The sequence below is a fragment of the Austwickia chelonae NBRC 105200 genome (assembly GCF_000298175.1).
In the GTDB taxonomy this organism is placed as follows: Bacteria; Actinomycetota; Actinomycetes; order Actinomycetales; family Dermatophilaceae; genus Austwickia; species Austwickia chelonae.
This window is the reverse complement of record NZ_BAGZ01000009.1, coordinates 109194-126625: the sequence shown is the minus strand read 5'-3', so window position 1 is coordinate 126625 and position 17432 is coordinate 109194. Positions and strand designations below refer to the sequence as shown.

Sequence of the window (17432 nt, the reverse complement as noted above, 5' to 3'; positions counted from 1 at the left end):
GGAGGAGCGATGTTCGTCTTCGCCGGTGCGGGGGAGCTCACAGATCGCAGATGCACAGGTCGCAGAGTGAGAAGAAGCTGGAGTACTCGCTGGTCCCGTCGACGACGGCCACCCTATCGGCAAGAGCGGAGCCGCCGTCGGGAGCCGCGCTCACTCCTGCAGGCAGTGCCCCACCCGCGGTAGCGATCGTGCTGTTCCCCGGGGCCAGGGCGAGCCCGGCGCCCTCCTGGCGACGCCCAGGCAGTAGAGCAGGGTCAGGAGCATCAGATCGTGTTCGTCTGCTTCCGGTCCGGCCTTGGCCGCCATGAGGATCCGTTCGCGGATCTTCTGGACCTCATGAGCGGCGTACATCGGATAGTTCCCGGCGAAACGGGAACCTATGACGTTCGATGCCGGGCCGAGCCAGCCGATGGAGATCAGTCGTTCGGCCAACAGGCTTTCCGGGCAGGTCGACCGTTGACGGATGATCTTGCGCAGGGGACGACGGGTGAGCGGGGCGAGTGTGCGCAGGACGAAATCCGACGCCGGATCATGGATCTGCTCCGCGGAGAGGATCCGTACCATCCGTTCGGTTGAATTCTCCGGGTAGAAGAACTCCAGTTTCCCTGCTTGCTGTAGTTCGGTGATCACGGCCAATGTGGTGCCGCGGGCGCGCCGCCGCCGCCACAGCCGTCGCTGGAGGGCGGAGTCCCCCTTGACCTCAGCGGTCAGTAACAGCCATTCGTCGGCGATGCGCATGCGCTGCATTTTAGAAGCGAAATGAACGCTGTACACGGTGCTCTGCGGCTTTGCCCGGTGCTTTCCGCGCGGAGGTTTCCCCGGGAGCGGCCCTCGGCGTACGTCGTGCGCTACCGGTCAGTGGTGGGATGCCTCGCGGGAGGAGTTGTCGATCCAGGCCAGACCCATCGCGGAGAGGATGAACGCCAGGTGGATGGCGGTCTGGGAGAGCAGCAACGCGGTGGCGGTCGAGCCCATCGACGCGTAGTAGCTCTTGGCTTCGACGAAGGTCTTCAGCAGGTGGACCGAGCTGATCCCGATGATCGCCATCGCGAGTTTGACCTTCAGGACGTTGGCGTTGACATGGCTGAGCCACTCCGGCTGGTCGGGGTGGTCCTTGAGATCGACCCTGGACACGAAGGTCTCGTAGCCGCCGACGATGACCATGATCAGCAGGTTGGCGACCATCACGACGTCGACGAGGCCCAGCACCATGAGCATCATGTCCGATTCCTTCAGGTCGGTGATGTGGCTGGCGATATGCCACAGCTCCTTCATGAAGGTGAAGACGTAGAACATCTGCGCGGTCACGAGCCCGAAGTAGAGCGGTGCCTGCAGCCAGCGGGAAGCGAACAACACTGCACCGACAGTACTGCTGAAGCGGCGGTGCGGTGCAGCGGCAGGCTCGGGAGGCGTCGACGACGCGGGGGAAGCCTCGGGTGGCGGCGAGGCGGGCGTGCTCGAAGGGGACGTCGGTTCGACGGTGGCGGTCTTGTCCACGGGGGCTCCAGACGTCGCTCATTCAATGTTGACGGGGGGAATAGTACTGGAGCCAACCAACTTTGAGGGGTGCATCTTCGCCCTGTGATGCAGGCCACATTTGAGGTGGGGGTCTTCGCTCCGTCCTCGGCGTAGCTGTTGCCCGCGAGCGCCTGCAGGTGCGCAGGTCACCTGCGGTGTGAGGCCCGGGTGGCATGCTCGGCGGAGAAGCCGCACAGGTGGCAGGCCGGCGAAGGCCGGAATCGGCCGTCATTCAGGAATGGCGTGGGGGAGTCGTGGCGATCGGGCTCCGCTGGGGTGCGGTCGTGAGCTCGTCGGAGAGACTGACCTCGGCATTCCTCAAGAGGGGATTCAGTGCCCGTGTTTTCTCGATTCTGCTCCGGTGTGCTGCTGCCGGATTGTCAGGGGGTCGGGCTGTCGTCGCTCCTTTTTCTGTCGTTCTCTTCCTCGACGGTGCTCGGCCAGGCCACGGATCTCGTGTTGCCGTGCAGGGCGAAGTTCGGCGTGCCGACAGGGGGTCAGCGCGTCCTGCCGGGTCCTGCTTGCCGATTTTTCCTCCCGAACCCCTGACTTACATGAATTCAGTTTTAGGACAATATTTTTCAGGCAGCGAACAGTTCTTCCCAGGCATTCAGTCGAGGGTCGTCGGCCAGATCGATGAAGTCGATGTCATGGCCGGCCTCACGAATGAGCTCGACCACTCCCATCATTCGCACGGAATCGAGGCCCTGGTCGGCGAGGCTGATGTCGGGATCGACGTCGCCGGGGGCGACGCCCAGAGCGTCGGCAATGTGATCGGTGAGAGTGCGCATGAGGTTCTGCATCGGTGGACTCCTCGGAGAATGTTAAGAATCGCAAACGTTAGGTTAGCCTTGCCTAAATTATGCGATGTTCACCTGAGGAGCGACACCCATGCACAGCCACGCGCACCCCGCAGCCGACCAGGCCCAGGGGCACGAGGCCATGCCCCTGACCAGTGCGCAACTCGGGATCTGGCACGCCCAACGCCTCGACCCGACCACCCTCACCTACGTCGTCGGTGAAATCCTCGAACTCCGCACCCCCCACGACGCCGACACCCCCGACATCCACCGCCTCGCCGACGCCGTACGCCGCACCGTCAACGATGCCCAGACCCTCCGCCTACGCTTCCTCGACACCCCCGACGGCCCGCGCCAATACATCGATGACACCCCCGCCGAAGCCCCCCGGATCATCGACCTGCGGAACAGCCCCGACCCCCACGCGCACGCCCAAGCCATCGTCGACGACACCCGCGCAACCACTGCCGAACACTGCCGCACCATGACCGGTCGACAGCTCTACCAGTACACCCTCCTCCACCTCGACGACCACGAGATCTGGTGCATCCAGCTCTACCACCACCTCCTCATCGACGGATACTCCGCCGCACTGCTCACCCGCCGGATCGCCGCCCACTACACCGCACTCACCCGCGGCAAGGACGCCCCGCCCCACCGCTTCGGCACCATCCCCGACCTCGTCCGCGACGACCTCGACTACCGCGACTCCGCCGCCCGCCGAACAGACCTCGCCCACTGGCGCGACACCCTCACCCCCACCCCCTCCGTCGACGGACGCCCCACCCCGCCCATCGGCACCAGCGGACGCACCGTCACAGCCCGCACCGTCCTGACCCCCGACACCCTCCAAGCGCTACGCGACCTCGGCCGCACCCGCGAAGGAACCTGGGTCGACGCCCTACTCACCTGCTACGCCGCCTACCTCCACCGCCTCACCGGCATGGAAGACCTCGTCATCGCCCTCCCGATGATGACCCGCAGCGGACGCCACCTACGCACCCCCGCCATGGCCGTCAACGTGCTCCCCCTCCGCGTCCACACCCACCCCGAGAACACCCGCGGCGAACTCCTCACCCAGATCATCCGCGCCGTCGCCGACACCCGCGCCCACCAGAACCTCCGCGGCGAAGACCTCCCCCCGGAAACCGGGATCCCCGGCGAACTCCTCCACGGCATCGGCATCAACATCAAAGTCTTCGACCTCAGCCTCAACTTCGCCGGACACCCCGGCGTCCTACGCAATATCGCCGGCGGACCCCCCGAAGACCTCGGCCTCACCGTCACCCCCCACCCCAGCGGCGGACTCGAACTCAGCTTCGAAACCGACCCCACCCGCATCCCCGCCACCCGGCTACGCCACCGCCTCGACGCCCTCGTCCACATCATCGACACCCTCACCGGTGACATCCCCGCCGACCAGGACACCCCCGCCGACCACCCCGCCCAGGACGGCCCCACCATCGGCGCGCTCGCCCTACACACCGACGACACCCGGATACACGCCGAACGCCACCGCACCGACACCCTGCCCACCCCCACCGACGACGACCACCCCGTCGCACTCCTCGGTGTCCTCGCCCACGAGCACGCCGAGGACACCATCCTCGTCTGCGGCGAAAACGCCCTCACCGCCCGCCGGCTCGCCGAAGACGTCCACCGGATGGCACACCACCTCCGCGCCCACGGACTCGGCCCCGACGACATCGTCGCCCTCGACCTGCCCCGCAACGCCACCCTCGTGACCTGCCTGCTCGGCGTCCTCGGCGCCGGCGCCGCCTACAGCATCATCGATCGCGAACACCCGGCCACCCGCAGACGGACCATCGCCGCAGACCTCGCCCCGGCTCTCGTCATCACCGACGACACCGGCGACCCGGACCTCGCCCCCGGCACACCTCGACTCGACCTGTCCGACAAGGCCACCCGACTGGCCATCGCCGACCAGGACACCGCAGCGCCCGTGCTGCCCGCAGGCAGCAGCAACCAGCTCGCCTACGTGCTGCACACCTCCGGCACCACCGGAACCCCCAAGGGCGTCGCCATTCCCGTCAGCGCCCTCACCCACCTGCTGCGCCACCACCGACACACCCTGCACCCCGCTGCTGCCCGACACGCCGGACGACCCCGCGTCGCCGTCGCCCACACCGCCGCCTTCGCCTTCGACGCAGCCCTCGACCAACTGTCCTGGATGTTCAGCGGCCACCGCGTCCACCTGTACGAACCCACCCTGCCCACCGACCCGACAGCCTTCACCGCCACCCTCGCCGCCGACGACATCGACGTCCTCGACACCACCCCCTCCCTCGCCGCGGCCCTCGTCGAAAGCGGACTGACCACCGGCACCCACCGACCCAGCACCCTGCTGCTCGGCGGCGAAGCCCTCCCCGCGAACCTCTGGCAGACCCTCGCCGCCACCGACATCGACACCTGGAACATGTACGGCCCCACCGAGGCCACCGTCGACGCCGTCTACACCGCCGTCGACCCCGGCGAACCACACCTCGGCTCACCCCTGACCGGCACCCGCGCCTACCTGCTCGACCACGCCCTGCACCCGGTCGCCGACGGCGAAACCGGCGAACTCTACCTGGCCGGTCCACAACTCGCCCGCGGCTATCTCAACCGACCCATCGAAACCGCCGCCCGCTTCGTCGCCGACCCGTTCACCCCCGGCGGACGCATGTACCGCACCGGCGACCTCGCCCGGTGGATCCCCGGACGCGGATACGCCTACCTCGGACGGGTCGACCGACAAGTCGAGATCCGCGGACACCGCGTCGAACTCGCCGAAGTCGAAGCCATCTTGCACAGCCAGCCAGGCGTCACCGGATCTGCTGTGCTCACCGGCGGGCCCGCCGACCGGCAACACCTCATCGGCTATGTCACCGGCGACCGCGACGCCCTCACCGCCGACGGCCTCCGAAACCGCCTCGCCGAGAACCACCCCGACTACCTCGTCCCCGCCCACATCGTCGTCCTCGACGCCTTCCCCACCACCGTCAACGGGAAAACCGACCACGCCGCGCTGCCCGCACCCCACACCGAACACACCGGCCGCGCCGCCACCACCGGGCCCGAGAAAGACCTCGCCGACGTCGTCGCCGACGTTCTCGGCCACCCCGACATCGACGTCGACCGTGACCTGCTCGCCCTCGGCGGCGACAGCATCACCGCCATCACCATCGCCGCCCGCGCCCGCCGCGCCGGCCTCGACCTCAGCCCCCGCGACCTCCTCTCCTCCCAGAGCCTCGCCCGGATCGCCGCACAAGCCAACCGGATCGACCCCGGTAGCAGCGCGGATGCCACCAGGAACCAGGACACCCCGGCCCCCGCCACCCCGCGCGACGACGCCCCGATCGGCGGCTTCCCAGCACCGCCCGTAGTCCGCAACGCCCTCGCCACCACCGACGACCCCGACGGACTCCGCGGCTACGCCCAATGGACCGTGCTCGACACGCACACCACCCTGGACACCACCGCACTGACCGCCGCCGTCGCCCGGCTGCTCGACCACCACGACGCCCTACGCATCGTCCTCGACGACCGCACCACCACCGACGCCCGGCTCCTCGTCCGCCGCACCGGCACCGTCCCCGCCGACCAGATCGTCACCACCCTCGACCCGGACGACCACCCCCACCACCTCACCGGCCACGCCGAACGACTCGCCGGTTACCTCGACCCCCGGGCAGGACAGTTACTGCGACTCGCTGTCCTGCCCGGCCACACCCCGCCGGACGACCCGCAGCACACCCCCGGCGACCGGCTCCTCGTCGTCGCCCACCACCTCGCCGTCGACGGGCTCAGCTGGCGCCTGCTCACCCACGACCTCCGCGCCGCCTACACCGCCGCCGTCCACGACCACGACCCCGAACTCGCCACCGTCCACACCTCCTGGCGGCACGCGGCCACCACCGCCGCCGACCACGCCGCCGCAGGGCAACTGCGCGGACAACTCGACCACTGGACCACCACCCTCACCGGTGCCGAAACACCCCTCGGCGGACGCCGCCCCGACCCCACCCGCGACACCTACGCCACCGCACGCCGCGCCGTCGACCGCGCCGACCACGCCACCACCCGCGCCGTCCTCACCGACCTCCCCCAGGCCTACCGGACGACCCCCGAAGAAGTCCTCCTCGCCGCGCTTCACCTCACCCTCGCCGGGCACGACCTCGACCACGGCCGCCCCGGCCACAGCCGCGCCGTCACCATGGAAAGCCACGGACGCGACGGGCTCCCCGGACACCCCGACCTCAGCACCACCCTCGGCTGGTTCACCACCGAATTCCCCGTCCGGCTCGACCTACCCAGCCAAGCCACCACGGCCGACGCCCTCGACGACGCCCTCTGCGGCGGCACCTACGCCGGCTGGATCCTGCGCGCCGCCAAAGAAGCCCGCCGATCCGCCCCCGACGAAGGCAGCAGCTACGGGCTGCTACGCCACCACGACCCACACGCCGGCCACACCCTCGCGGCACTGCCCGCCCCCGAGATCGTCCTCAACTACCTCGGCCGCTTCACCACGACCGAAGACGGCTGGACCCTCCCCACCGACCAGACCTTCCACGTCTGCGAGCCGGCCCGACGCGCCCTCACCGAAACCCTCGCCGTCAACGTCTTCGTCGCCGAAGACACCGACGGACCCCGGCTCAGCGTCGAATGGACCTTCGCCGGCGAACTCCTCGACGAAGCCACCACCGACGACCTCCGCGCCCGCTGGGCCGAGAGCCTCGCCGCCCTCACCGTGCACGCCCGGAACACCACCGGCGGCGCCAGCCCCAGCGACCTCGCCGTCCCCGGCGTCGACCTGGCCACCCTCGCCGCCCTGGAAGACCGCCACGGCGCCATCGCCGACATCCTGCCGCTCAGCCCCCTCCAGGAAGGGCTGCTCTTCCACGCCCTCAGCGACGACCACGACGCCTACACGCTGGCCGCCGCCCTGGACATCACCGGCCCGGTCGACGCCGACCGCCTGCGAACAGCACTGCACGACATGGTCGCCCGCCACCCGCAGATGGGCGCCGCCTTCGACGTCGACAGTCTCGACCAACCCGTACAGATCCAACCCCGCCACGTCGACATCCCCTTCGACACCCACGACCTCAGCGCACTGCCCGCCGCCGCAGCCCGCCGCGCCGCCGACCGCATCCTGCGCCGCACCGCCCGCCGCCAGGTCGACATCGCCGCCGCGCCACTGATCACCGCGACCCTCATCACCATGCCCGCCGGAGAACACCGCCTGATCCTCGGCGGACACCATCTGCTCACCGACGGCTGGTCGACACCGATCTTCGCCCACGAAGTACTCCACGCCCACGACCACGGCGTCGCCGACCTCCCCGCCGTCACCCCCTGGCGGGACTACCTGGCCCACCTGTCCGACCGGAGCGAACACGAAACCCGGCAGACCTGGCGCACCCGCCTCGCCGGAGTCCACGAAGGAACCCTCCTCGCCCCCGGACACCGACCCCAAGGCCCCGGCACCACCGTCCGCAGCCGCGTCCCCCTCACCGAAGACACCGCAGCTGCGCTCCCCGAGACCGCCCGACGACACGGCCTCACCCCCAACACCCTCCTCCAAGGAGCCTGGGCGCTCCTCCTCGCCGAACACACCGGACAACGAGACGTCCTCTGGGGGACCACCGTGTCCGGACGGCCCACCGACCTGCCCGGCGTGGAACGCATGGTCGGACTCTTCGCGAACACCGTGCCCTGCCGACTGACCCTGGACGCCGACGACGACCTCTTCACCACCCTCGCCCGACTCCAGGACAGCCACAACGCCATGCACCGGGCCGAACACGCCCCGCTGGCCGTCGTGGAACGCGACGCCGGAGCCGGACGACTCTTCGACAGCCTCGTCGTCTACGAGAACTACCCCTCACCCGCGCCGGAACACGGCGAAGGCCTCCGCCTGACCGGGATCGACAGCAGCGGCGGCACCCACTACCCGGTGACCGTCATCGCCCCACCCGCCGACGGATTCGTCGTCGTCATCGACCACGACCCGCACGTCTTCGACGAGACCGCCGCCACCGGCCTACGCGACCGCCTCGGCGAACTCCTCACCGCGATCGTCACCCGCGACGACACCCGCATCGGCGAGCTGATCACCCTCCCCGAACAAGCCACCGCCGAAGCTCCACCGGCGTCCGCCACCCCGGACGCCACCACCGCCGACGCAGCACCCGACGACACCACGTCCACCCCCGCCACCGTCGACGACCAGGTCGCCACCACCATCGCCACCCTGATGGCCGAACGACTCGGCCACGACCACATCGACGTCCACGACGACTTCTTCGAACTCGGCGGACACTCCCTGATCGCCATGCGCCTGCTCGGCGCGATGCGACGCCACGGCCTCGCCCTCAAGGTCAACGACATCTTCGACGGACGGACCGCCACCGGCATCGCCGCCCGCGTCCACCGCACCGACCGGTTCACCGCCTCGACCACCACCGTCGACCCCGCACCCGTCCGCCCCGGCGGCACGGACACCACCCACCCCCCGACCGGCACCACCCGCACCCCCCTCCCCCCGACCCCCGACGACGGACTCACCGCATCCCAACGACGACTCTGGTTCCTCCACCAGCTCGAAGGACCCAGCACCACCCACGACGTCCCCTTCGCCGTCCGCCTGCACGGACCCTGGTCCGACGCCGCCCTCGACGCCGCCTGGCGGAGCATCCTCGCCCGCCACCCCGTCCTGCGCGCCGTCTACCCCGTCGCCCCCGACGGCAGCCCCACCCTGACCGTCCTCCCCCTCGACGAGACCACCCCACCCGGACGCCTCGACGCCCCCACCGGAACCACCCCCGAGGACGCCGTCGCGCAGATCCTCGCCGACCCCGACCACGCCGTTGACATCACCCGTGAACAACCCACTCGCGCCCACGTGGTGACCCTCGCCCCCGACGACCACATCCTGCTCGTCACCGCCCACCACATCGCCGTCGACGCCGCCTCCGCAGGCCCACTCCTCGGCGGACTCGCCGAGGCCTACCAGGCACACCTCCACGGACAGCCCGTCGACGAGACACCCGTCATCGCCACCACCCCGGACCCCGACCCCCACGCCGACGCCCGCGCCCTCGACCACTGGACCACCGCGCTCGCCGGGCTCCCCGAAGAACTCGACCTGCCCGTCGACCGGCCCCGACCCGACCACGGCAGCAGCCAAGGCCAGGTCACCGTGCGCGCCCTCGACGAGGACACCGCCCAGGGAATCGACATCCTCGCCGCCACCGAAGGCGTCAGCCCGCTGATGATCGTGCAAGCCGCCGTCGCCGCAGCCTGGCAACTCCTCGGCGCCGGCGCCGACATCCCCCTGGGCAGCACCGTCACCCTGCGGGACGACCCCGACGGACGCCCCCGCACCATCGGCTACTTCGTGAACACGATGGTCATCCGCGCCGACCTGACCGGACGCCCCACCGGACGCGACCTGATCTACCGCATCCGCGCACAAGTCCTGAACGCCCTGGAACACCGCGGACTACCCTTCGAAACCGTCGTCGACCACTGCGTCACCAGCCGATCCCAAGCCCGGCACCCCCTCTTCCAGACCCTCGTCTCCCACGAGACACCCACACCCCTGCCCGCCTTCGGGACGCTCACCGCGACCGCCGTCGACACCCGCACCACCACCAGCAGATTCGACGCCGCACTGTGGCTCGTCGACCACGCCGACGGCCACCGAACACTCCGCCTCACCGGCGCCGCCGACCTCTTCGACCCGGCCACCGTCGACCTGCTCGCCGACACCGTCACCACCGTGCTGCACCACCTCGTCACCGCACCGGCGGACACCCTCGACCGGATCACCCTCGACACCGACCGGCCCGCCGACCCACCCACCCGCGACCACACCCCGGACAGCGTGCCCGCCCGCCTCGCCGCCCAGGCCGCCCGCACCCCCGACCAGGTCGCCGTCCGCTGCGGCACCGACGAACTGACCTACCAGCAACTCCTCGACCACGTCGACCGCACCGCCGCCGAACTCCACCGCCGCGGCATCGGCCGAGGCGACATCGTCGGCGTCGCCGTGCCCCGCTCGACCCGGATGCTCACCGCACTCCTGGCCGTACTGCGCGTCGGCGCCGCCTACATGTCCCTGGACACCGGACACCCGGCGAACCGCCTGGCCGCCATGTGCGAGGACGCCGCCCCGACCTGCCTGCTCACCACCACGGACACCGCCGCCGAACTGCCCGACCTGGGCGCACCCGCACTCCTGCTGGACACCCTCGACCAGCACGGCCAGGAGGACACCGGACAGCGGACCCTCCCACCCCTGCCCGGCAGCACCGACGACCTCGCCTACGTCATCCACACCTCCGGCTCGACCGGCCGCCCCAAAGGGGTGATGATCACCGCCGCGAACCTCGCCGTCTTCCTCGACACCGTGCTCGCCGACCAGTGGATCGCCCCCGGCGCCCGCCTCCTCGCCGTCACCACCGTCTCCTTCGACATCGCCGGACTCGAACTGTTCGCACCCCTGCTCGCCGGCGGCACCGTCGTCATCGCCCGCCGCGACGACATCCTCGACCCCGAGACCCTCACCGGGCTCCTCGCCGACGAGCGCATCGACGTCCTCCAAGCGACACCCTCGCTGTGGCGGGCCCTGATCGACCACGCCGAAGAACACCAGGACACCACCCTGGCCGCAGTACACGCCCTCATCGGCGGCGAAGCCGTCCCCACCGACCTCGGCGCCGCCATGGCCCGACACTGCCAGGACGCCCGCAATGTCTACGGACCCACCGAAGCCACCGTCTGGGCGACCTGTGACCTGCTCACCCCGGACGGTCCAGTCACCATCGGCGCACCCTGGACCGACGTCCACACCCGCATCCTCGACAGCGTCCTACGCGATGTCCCCGACGGCGTCGCCGGCGAGCTCTACCTCGGCGGCGCCCAACTCGCCCGCGGATACCTGGCCCGCCCCGGCCTGACCGCCGCCCGCTTCATCGCCGACCCCGACCGGCCCGGCCGCCGCCTCTACCGCACCGGCGACCTCGTGGTCCGACGCCACGGCCTGATCACCTTCCTGCGCCGCGCCGACGACCAGGTCAAAGTCCGCGGGCACCGCATCGAACTCGGCGAGGTCGAGAACGCGCTCGCCGCGGCGACCGGGGTACGTCGCGCTGCGGCCACCGTCCGACCCGACACCCAAGGCACGCCGAGACTGCTCGGCTACGTCGTCCCCCTCGACGGGGCCCAGGTCGATCCCGCGCAGATCCGCGCCGACGCCGCCGGGCACCTGCCCGACTACATGCTGCCCACCGTGATCACCGTCGTCGACGCCCTGCCGATGACCCTCAACGGCAAGGTCGACCGGGCGAGACTGCCTGAACCCGCCGTGCCGACCGTCGCCGGACGACGCCCCGGCACCCCCGCCGAACAGGCCGTATGCGCCGCCGTCGACACCCTCTTGGGGACGACGGGCAGCGGACCCGACGACGGCTTCTTCACCTTGGGCGGGGACAGCATCACCTCGGTACGGCTCGTCGCAGCGGTCCGCTCCGCCGGATACGAGACGACCGTGGCCGAGGTCTTCGCCGCCGACACCCTCGGCGCGCTCGCCGCCGCCGCGACCCCGATCGGTTCCGTCGACGACACCACTCCGGCCGTGGACGCCGGGCGTGCCGAGGACGCCCGGCCTGCCGTGGACGCCGGGCCTGCCGTGGACGCCGGGCGTGCCGTGAACGCCCGGGCCGACACGTCGACCGACCGTCCGGAGCGTCGGATCACCGTCGAGCCCACCCCTGAGCAGAGCCGCCTCCTCGACGAGCTCTGCCCCGGCTGGACCGAAGCGCTCCAGGTCACCCCCCTCCAGGAGGGCATGTACACCCAGTCCAGCTTGGACGCGGACACCGCCGACGCCTACGTGGTGCAGCACCACTTCGACCTGCCCGGCGGCCTCGACCTGGCCGCCGTCCGGGCCGCACTGGCCGATCTGCTGCGCCGGCACCCTTCTCTGCGTGCCGGATTCACCCATCACGGATTCAACCGGCCGGTGCAGTTCCTCGCCCCGGCCGCTCGGGTGCCGTTGACCGAGGAGGACGCCGACGGCGAAGAAGCCGCGACGCGGATCGCCGCGCGTGAGTTCGCGACCCGCATCGACCCGGCTGCGCCGCCGCTGATCCGCGCGACCGTCGTCCACCTGCCGGGCGGGCTCGACCGTCTGCTCATCACCCAACACCACCTGTTGACCGACGCCTGGTCGCAGACGGTGCTCTTCGAGGAGCTCTTCCGGCTGCTGCGCCGCCACCAGGGACAGGACGAGGCAGCGCTGCCCGCCGCACCCGACTTCCGGGACCACCTGTGCGTCGTCGTCGGCGCGGACCCGGAGGAGGCCGCCGCAGCCTGGCGTGACTACCTGACCGACCTGGGCGATGCCACCCTCCTGGGCGTCCCCGGGGCGAAAGCTGCGGCGGCCACTCCGTCACGGAGCCGCAGGTCCATCGACCCGGTGACTGCGGACCGGTTGCGGGCCCGGGCCCGCACCTGGAGGGTGAGCCCGGCCGTGCTGGTCTCCGCGGCGTGGGGACTGGCGTTGCGGGCGGTCAGCGGAGCCGACGACATCGTCTTCGGGTCGACGGTCTCCGGACGGGACCCGCGCGTCCCCGGGGTGGAACGCATGATCACGCTGACGATCAACACCGTCCCGGTGCGAGTACGGGTCGACCCGGCGGAGAAGATCGTCGACCTGGCCCGCAGGCTCTTCCGTGACCAGGGAGGCTTGCAGGAGTATCAGCAGATCGGCCTGGCCGAGGTCCACCGCATCGCCGGACGCAACCCGTTGTTCGACACCTTGCTCGTGGTGCGGAACACTCCCCGGCAGTCGTCGGTGAACGAGGTCTTCGCCCGGGCCGGAGTGGTTCGCGCCGAAGCCGTCGACGCCACCCACTACCCGGTGGTCCTGGACTGCGACCTGCAGGGCGCAGAGCAGGAGATCGTGTTGACCTGCGAGCATCGTGACGACCTGGCTGATCCGGCGCGGATCGCCGACCTCTTCACCCGGGTCGCCGACATCCTCGCCGACCTGGCCACCCTGCCCGAGGGGACCCCGGTGTCCGTGCTGACCGGGAGCCCGGTCGTCGGTGACCGACCTGCCCCGGCCGTCGTACCGGAGCCGGGGCGGCCAGAAGGCAGCGTCGACGCTCTCCTGCGGGAGCGGGCTGTGGCCACTCCCGACGCCGGGAGCCTCGTCTGCGGGGAGACCAGACTCACCGCACGGCAGGTCGACGAACGGGTCACCCGGATGGCGGCGGTCCTCGCCGATCGCGGGTTGGGCCGTGGCGACCGGGTCGGTATCTGTCTGCCGCGGACGGCCGACCACATCGTGGCGATCTTCGCCGTCCTGCGCACCGGCGCCGCCTATGTCCCCTTGGACCCGGCGCTTCCGGCGCGTCGGTTGCGCGATCTGGCCGCTGACGCTGGCGCCGCGGCTGTCGTCGTCGACAGGCGGACGGGGGAGAACTTCACCGACTGTCCGGACGGCGGTGCACCGGAACCGGTCGTGCTCGACGAGATCCTTCCGGTCCTGGACGGCGACCGGCCCATGCCGTCGGTTCCGGTGGAGCGTCTGGCGGGCCCGGCGCATGCCGACGACCCGGCGTACGTGATGTACACCTCCGGGTCGACCGGTCTGCCCAAGGGGGTGATCATCGGCCATCGCGGGCTGACGGCGATGTACCACAACCATCGGGATGAGATCTTCGCTCCGACGGTGGCTCGAGCAGGTCGCACCTTGCGGATCGCGCACACGGTGAACTTCGCCTTCGACATGTCGTGGGAGGAGCTCTTCTGGATGCTCGCCGGGCACGAGATGCACGTCATCGACGAGGCGGAACGTCTACGTCCTGACCGGTTGGTGCCGCACTACCGGCAGGTGGGGATCGACGTGGTCAATGTGACTCCTTCCTACGCCCGGGAGTTGATCGACGCGGGGCTGCTCGACGGTGACGTCCACCCGGTGTTGGTGATGACCGGCGGTGAGGCGGTGCCACCGCAGCTGTGGACGATGCTGCGGGAACGTCCCGATGTCGCCGGGTACGACCTGTACGGGCCGACCGAGTTCACCATCAACGCCTTCGGTTCGGACTTCGCCGCGAACCCGTCTCCCTGCCTCGGGAAGCCGGTGCGCAACTGTCGCCCGTACGTCTTGGACTCCGGGCTGCGGGAAGTGCCGGTGGGTGCTTGCGGTGAGCTCTGTCTGGCCGGTGACGGTGCCGCGCACGGCTATGCGGGACGTCCGGCGGCTACGGCGGCGTCTTTCGTGGCTGATCCCTTCGCCGGTGACGGCAGCCGGATGTACCGCACCGGTGATCTGGTGCGTCGAGAAGCTGACGGGACGTTGAGCTACCTGGGTCGCACCGACCGTCAGGTCAAGATTCGCGGTATCCGGATCGAGCCGGGGGAGACCGAGTGCGCGGTGCGTGAGCTGCCCGGCGTGCAGGGATGCGCCGTCGATGTGCGGGGCAGCGGTGCGGCAGCCCGTCTGGTGGCGTGGATCGTCGTCGACGAGAGCGGACGGTGGGAGGTGTCCGGGGTGCGTTCCGCGCTGCGGGATGTCCTGCCGGTGCATCAGATCCCGTCGGCGGTCGTCGAGGTCGAGGCTCTTCCGTTGAACGCGAACGGCAAGCTCGACCGTCCGGCCTTGCCCGACCCGGCTCCGGTCGTCACGGGGGCGGGTCGACGTCCGGCGACCGCGGCCGAACGGGCGGTCTGTTCTTTGGTGGCGCAGGTGCTCGACCTGGAGGTCGACCGGGTCGGTCCGGAGGATGCCTGGCCCGACCTGGGCGGGGATTCGTTGCGGGCGATGCGTCTGTCGACGATGGCTGAACGTGCCGGGGTCGACGTCGACGTGGCTGATCTGTTGGCCGGGGTCGTCCTGGGGCAGATCGCTGCGGCGATGCCGTCCGCGCCGGAGGAGGAGCGACCGGGCCAGGACATTCTTCTGCCTTTGCGTCGTTCCGGCAGCGGCGAACCTCTGTTCTGTATCCACCCTGGTGGCGGGTACGCCCTGCCCTTCCTGCCGTTGGCCCGGCGGTTGCGGGCGGATCGTCCGGTCGTCGGGGTGCAGTTGCCTGAACGGGCTGCGTCGGATCCGGTGGAGACCTTCGACGGGCTCGTCGAGCACTATGTCGCGGCGATCCGGGGCGTCCAGCCCGAGGGGCCCTATCACTTGTTGGGTTATTCCTTCGGCGGCACGGTGGCCTATGCGATGGCCGGGCGGCTGCGTGCTGCCGGGCAGCAGGTCGCTTTCGTCGGGTTGCTGGACAGCGAGCCTCCGCGCGGTGCGGATGTTCCGCCGCGGGGGTCGTCCGCGCTGCCGACCACCGACGAGCAGGTCATGCGGATCGCCGGTCTGACCCCGCAGGCTGCGCGGCGTTCGCCGGCGCTGTTGGCGTCCTTGCGGGCGAACCTTGCCCGTTGTCTCCGGCTCGCCGACGAGGCGAGGCTTCCCGACTATCCGGGGGCGGTGACCTTGGTGGTGGCCGAAGCCGACCGTCGGGTCGGTGGCGACAGCACCGGGGAGGCCCTGCCGGGACGGCCCGGTTGGACTCCCGATGTCGGGTGGCGCCGGGCGCATCGTGGGCCGTTGACGGTGCACTTCGTGCCCTTCGACCACGCCGGGATCGCCACGGACGAGGGCTGGAGCCAGGTCGCTCCGCTCTTGGACGCCGATCCTTCGCTGGCCGCTGCCGGCCAGCGTCTTCCCTCTCCGCTCGTCGAGCAGCGATCGAGCGGTACTCACCAGCACGTCCGAGGAGAATCATCGTGACCTTTCCCAGCATGAAGCGACGACCACGCGCCGTCCAGTTGACCTCGTTGTGCCTGGCGGCAGCGATCGTCCTGTCGGGGTGTACCCAGGGCAAGTCCGAGGGTTCGGCTGGTTCCGGCGATGAGAAACGCACGGTGAAGAGCGCCAAGGGTGACATCCAGGTGCCGAAGGAGCCCAAGCGGATCGTGGTCCTGACCGGTGGGCTGGCGGGTTATGCCTTCCGGTTGGAGGCGCCGGTCGCGGCGACGGACACCCGGGTGTTGGGGGTCACCGACCTAAAGGGGGAGTTCCCGCCTTCTTGGGCTGATCCGGCGACGAAGCAGGGGACGAAGGCGTTGCCCGGCGGCGAGGAGTTGAGCGTCGAGGCGGTGGCGGCGGCGAAACCGGATCTGATCATCGGCGGTGGTCAGGGGATCTCCGCGGTGCAGGCGGACAAGCGGTACGACGACCTGAAGGCGATCGCTCCGACGGTGCTGGTGCCGACGTCGGTGACCGACTGGAAGGAACAGTTGCGGATGGTCGCCGATGCGGCCGGGCGCACGAAGAAGGCCGACGAGCTCATCGAGGCGTACACGAAGCGGGTCGCCGAGGTGAAGGCCAAGATCAAGGTGCCTGAGGGCAAGACCGCGGTGATGCTCTCCTTGCAGACGAAGGAGCCCAGTCTGGTGCCTTCGACGGCGGCGCTTCCGTCGTTGTTGAAGGAGGTCGGCTTCGACATGGACGACGTCTATGAGAAGGCCGACAAGCCGAAGTTGTACGGGTCGGGGGACTCGTTCAATGTCAGCAAGGAGTTGCTGCCGAAGGTGGCCGATGCGCCGAATACCTTCGTGATCCCGGTAGGTGGTCCGAAGTTGGCCGAGCTACAGGCGGACCCGGTCTATTCGCAGTTGCCGTCGTTCACCGGCAAGAAGGTGAACGAGTTCCCGGCGACGAGTTACCGACCTGATTACGACAGCGCGTTGCAGACGCTGGATCTGCTCGAGAAGACGTTCTCCTGAGCGTCGTCCACACCGTCAGTTAAGGAGTGACCTGATGTCGACCAATCCGTTCGACGACGAGTCCGGCCGATTCTTCGTGCTCGTCAATGAGGAAGAGCAGTATTCCTTGTGGCCGGTGTTCCGGGAGCTGCCCGGGGGCTGGCGGGTCGTCTTCGGCGCGCCTGAGGGGGCGTCGCGGGCCGAGTGCTGCGAGTTCGTGGAACGTACGTGGGTGGATATGCGCCCGTTGTCGATCCGCTGACCTGTCGCGGGTGGCCCCTCTGGTCGGAGGGGTCGCCTGCGACGGTGTGTCCGGGCGGGGGTCTCCTCGTG

General features: G+C 70.0%; 6 protein-coding genes. 3 read left to right on the top strand and 3 right to left on the bottom strand.

Annotation, left to right across the window (positions count from 1 at the left end; translation table 11 throughout):
• Positions 1-150: 150 nt before the first annotated feature.
• The 3 genes from AUCHE_RS10305 to AUCHE_RS10290 form a co-directional block, all read right to left on the bottom strand.
• Entirely contained in the window at positions 151-738 is a 588-nt protein-coding gene (locus AUCHE_RS10305) for a GPP34 family phosphoprotein (protein WP_006503244.1), read from the bottom strand.
• Between the two features lie 117 nt (positions 739-855).
• Positions 856-1497, bottom strand: coding sequence for a TIGR00645 family protein (locus AUCHE_RS10300; protein WP_074788549.1), 642 nt, complete (start codon positions 1495-1497; stop codon positions 856-858).
• A 602-nt stretch (positions 1498-2099) separates the two neighbouring features.
• Complete coding sequence (locus AUCHE_RS10290; protein ID WP_006503242.1) at positions 2100-2321, bottom strand: phosphopantetheine-binding protein; 222 nt, start codon at positions 2319-2321, stop codon at positions 2100-2102.
• A gap of 88 nt (positions 2322-2409) precedes the next feature.
• Here AUCHE_RS10290 and AUCHE_RS15720 point away from each other — a divergent pair, with 88 nt between their 5' ends.
• From AUCHE_RS15720 to AUCHE_RS10270, 3 genes are read left to right on the top strand one after another with little or no spacing between them, the layout of a single operon-like run.
• On the top strand, positions 2410-16122 hold the full coding sequence (locus AUCHE_RS15720) for a non-ribosomal peptide synthetase (RefSeq protein WP_006503241.1): 13713 nt from the start codon (positions 2410-2412) through the stop codon (positions 16120-16122).
• Entirely contained in the window at positions 16119-17120 is a 1002-nt protein-coding gene (locus AUCHE_RS10275) for a Fe2+-enterobactin ABC transporter substrate-binding protein (RefSeq protein ID WP_006503240.1), read from the top strand. Before AUCHE_RS15720 ends, AUCHE_RS10275 begins: the two co-directional genes overlap by 4 nt.
• A gap of 34 nt (positions 17121-17154) precedes the next feature.
• Positions 17155-17361, top strand: coding sequence for an MbtH family protein (locus tag AUCHE_RS10270; protein WP_006503239.1), 207 nt, complete (start codon positions 17155-17157; stop codon positions 17359-17361).
• Positions 17362-17432 lie beyond the last annotated feature (71 nt).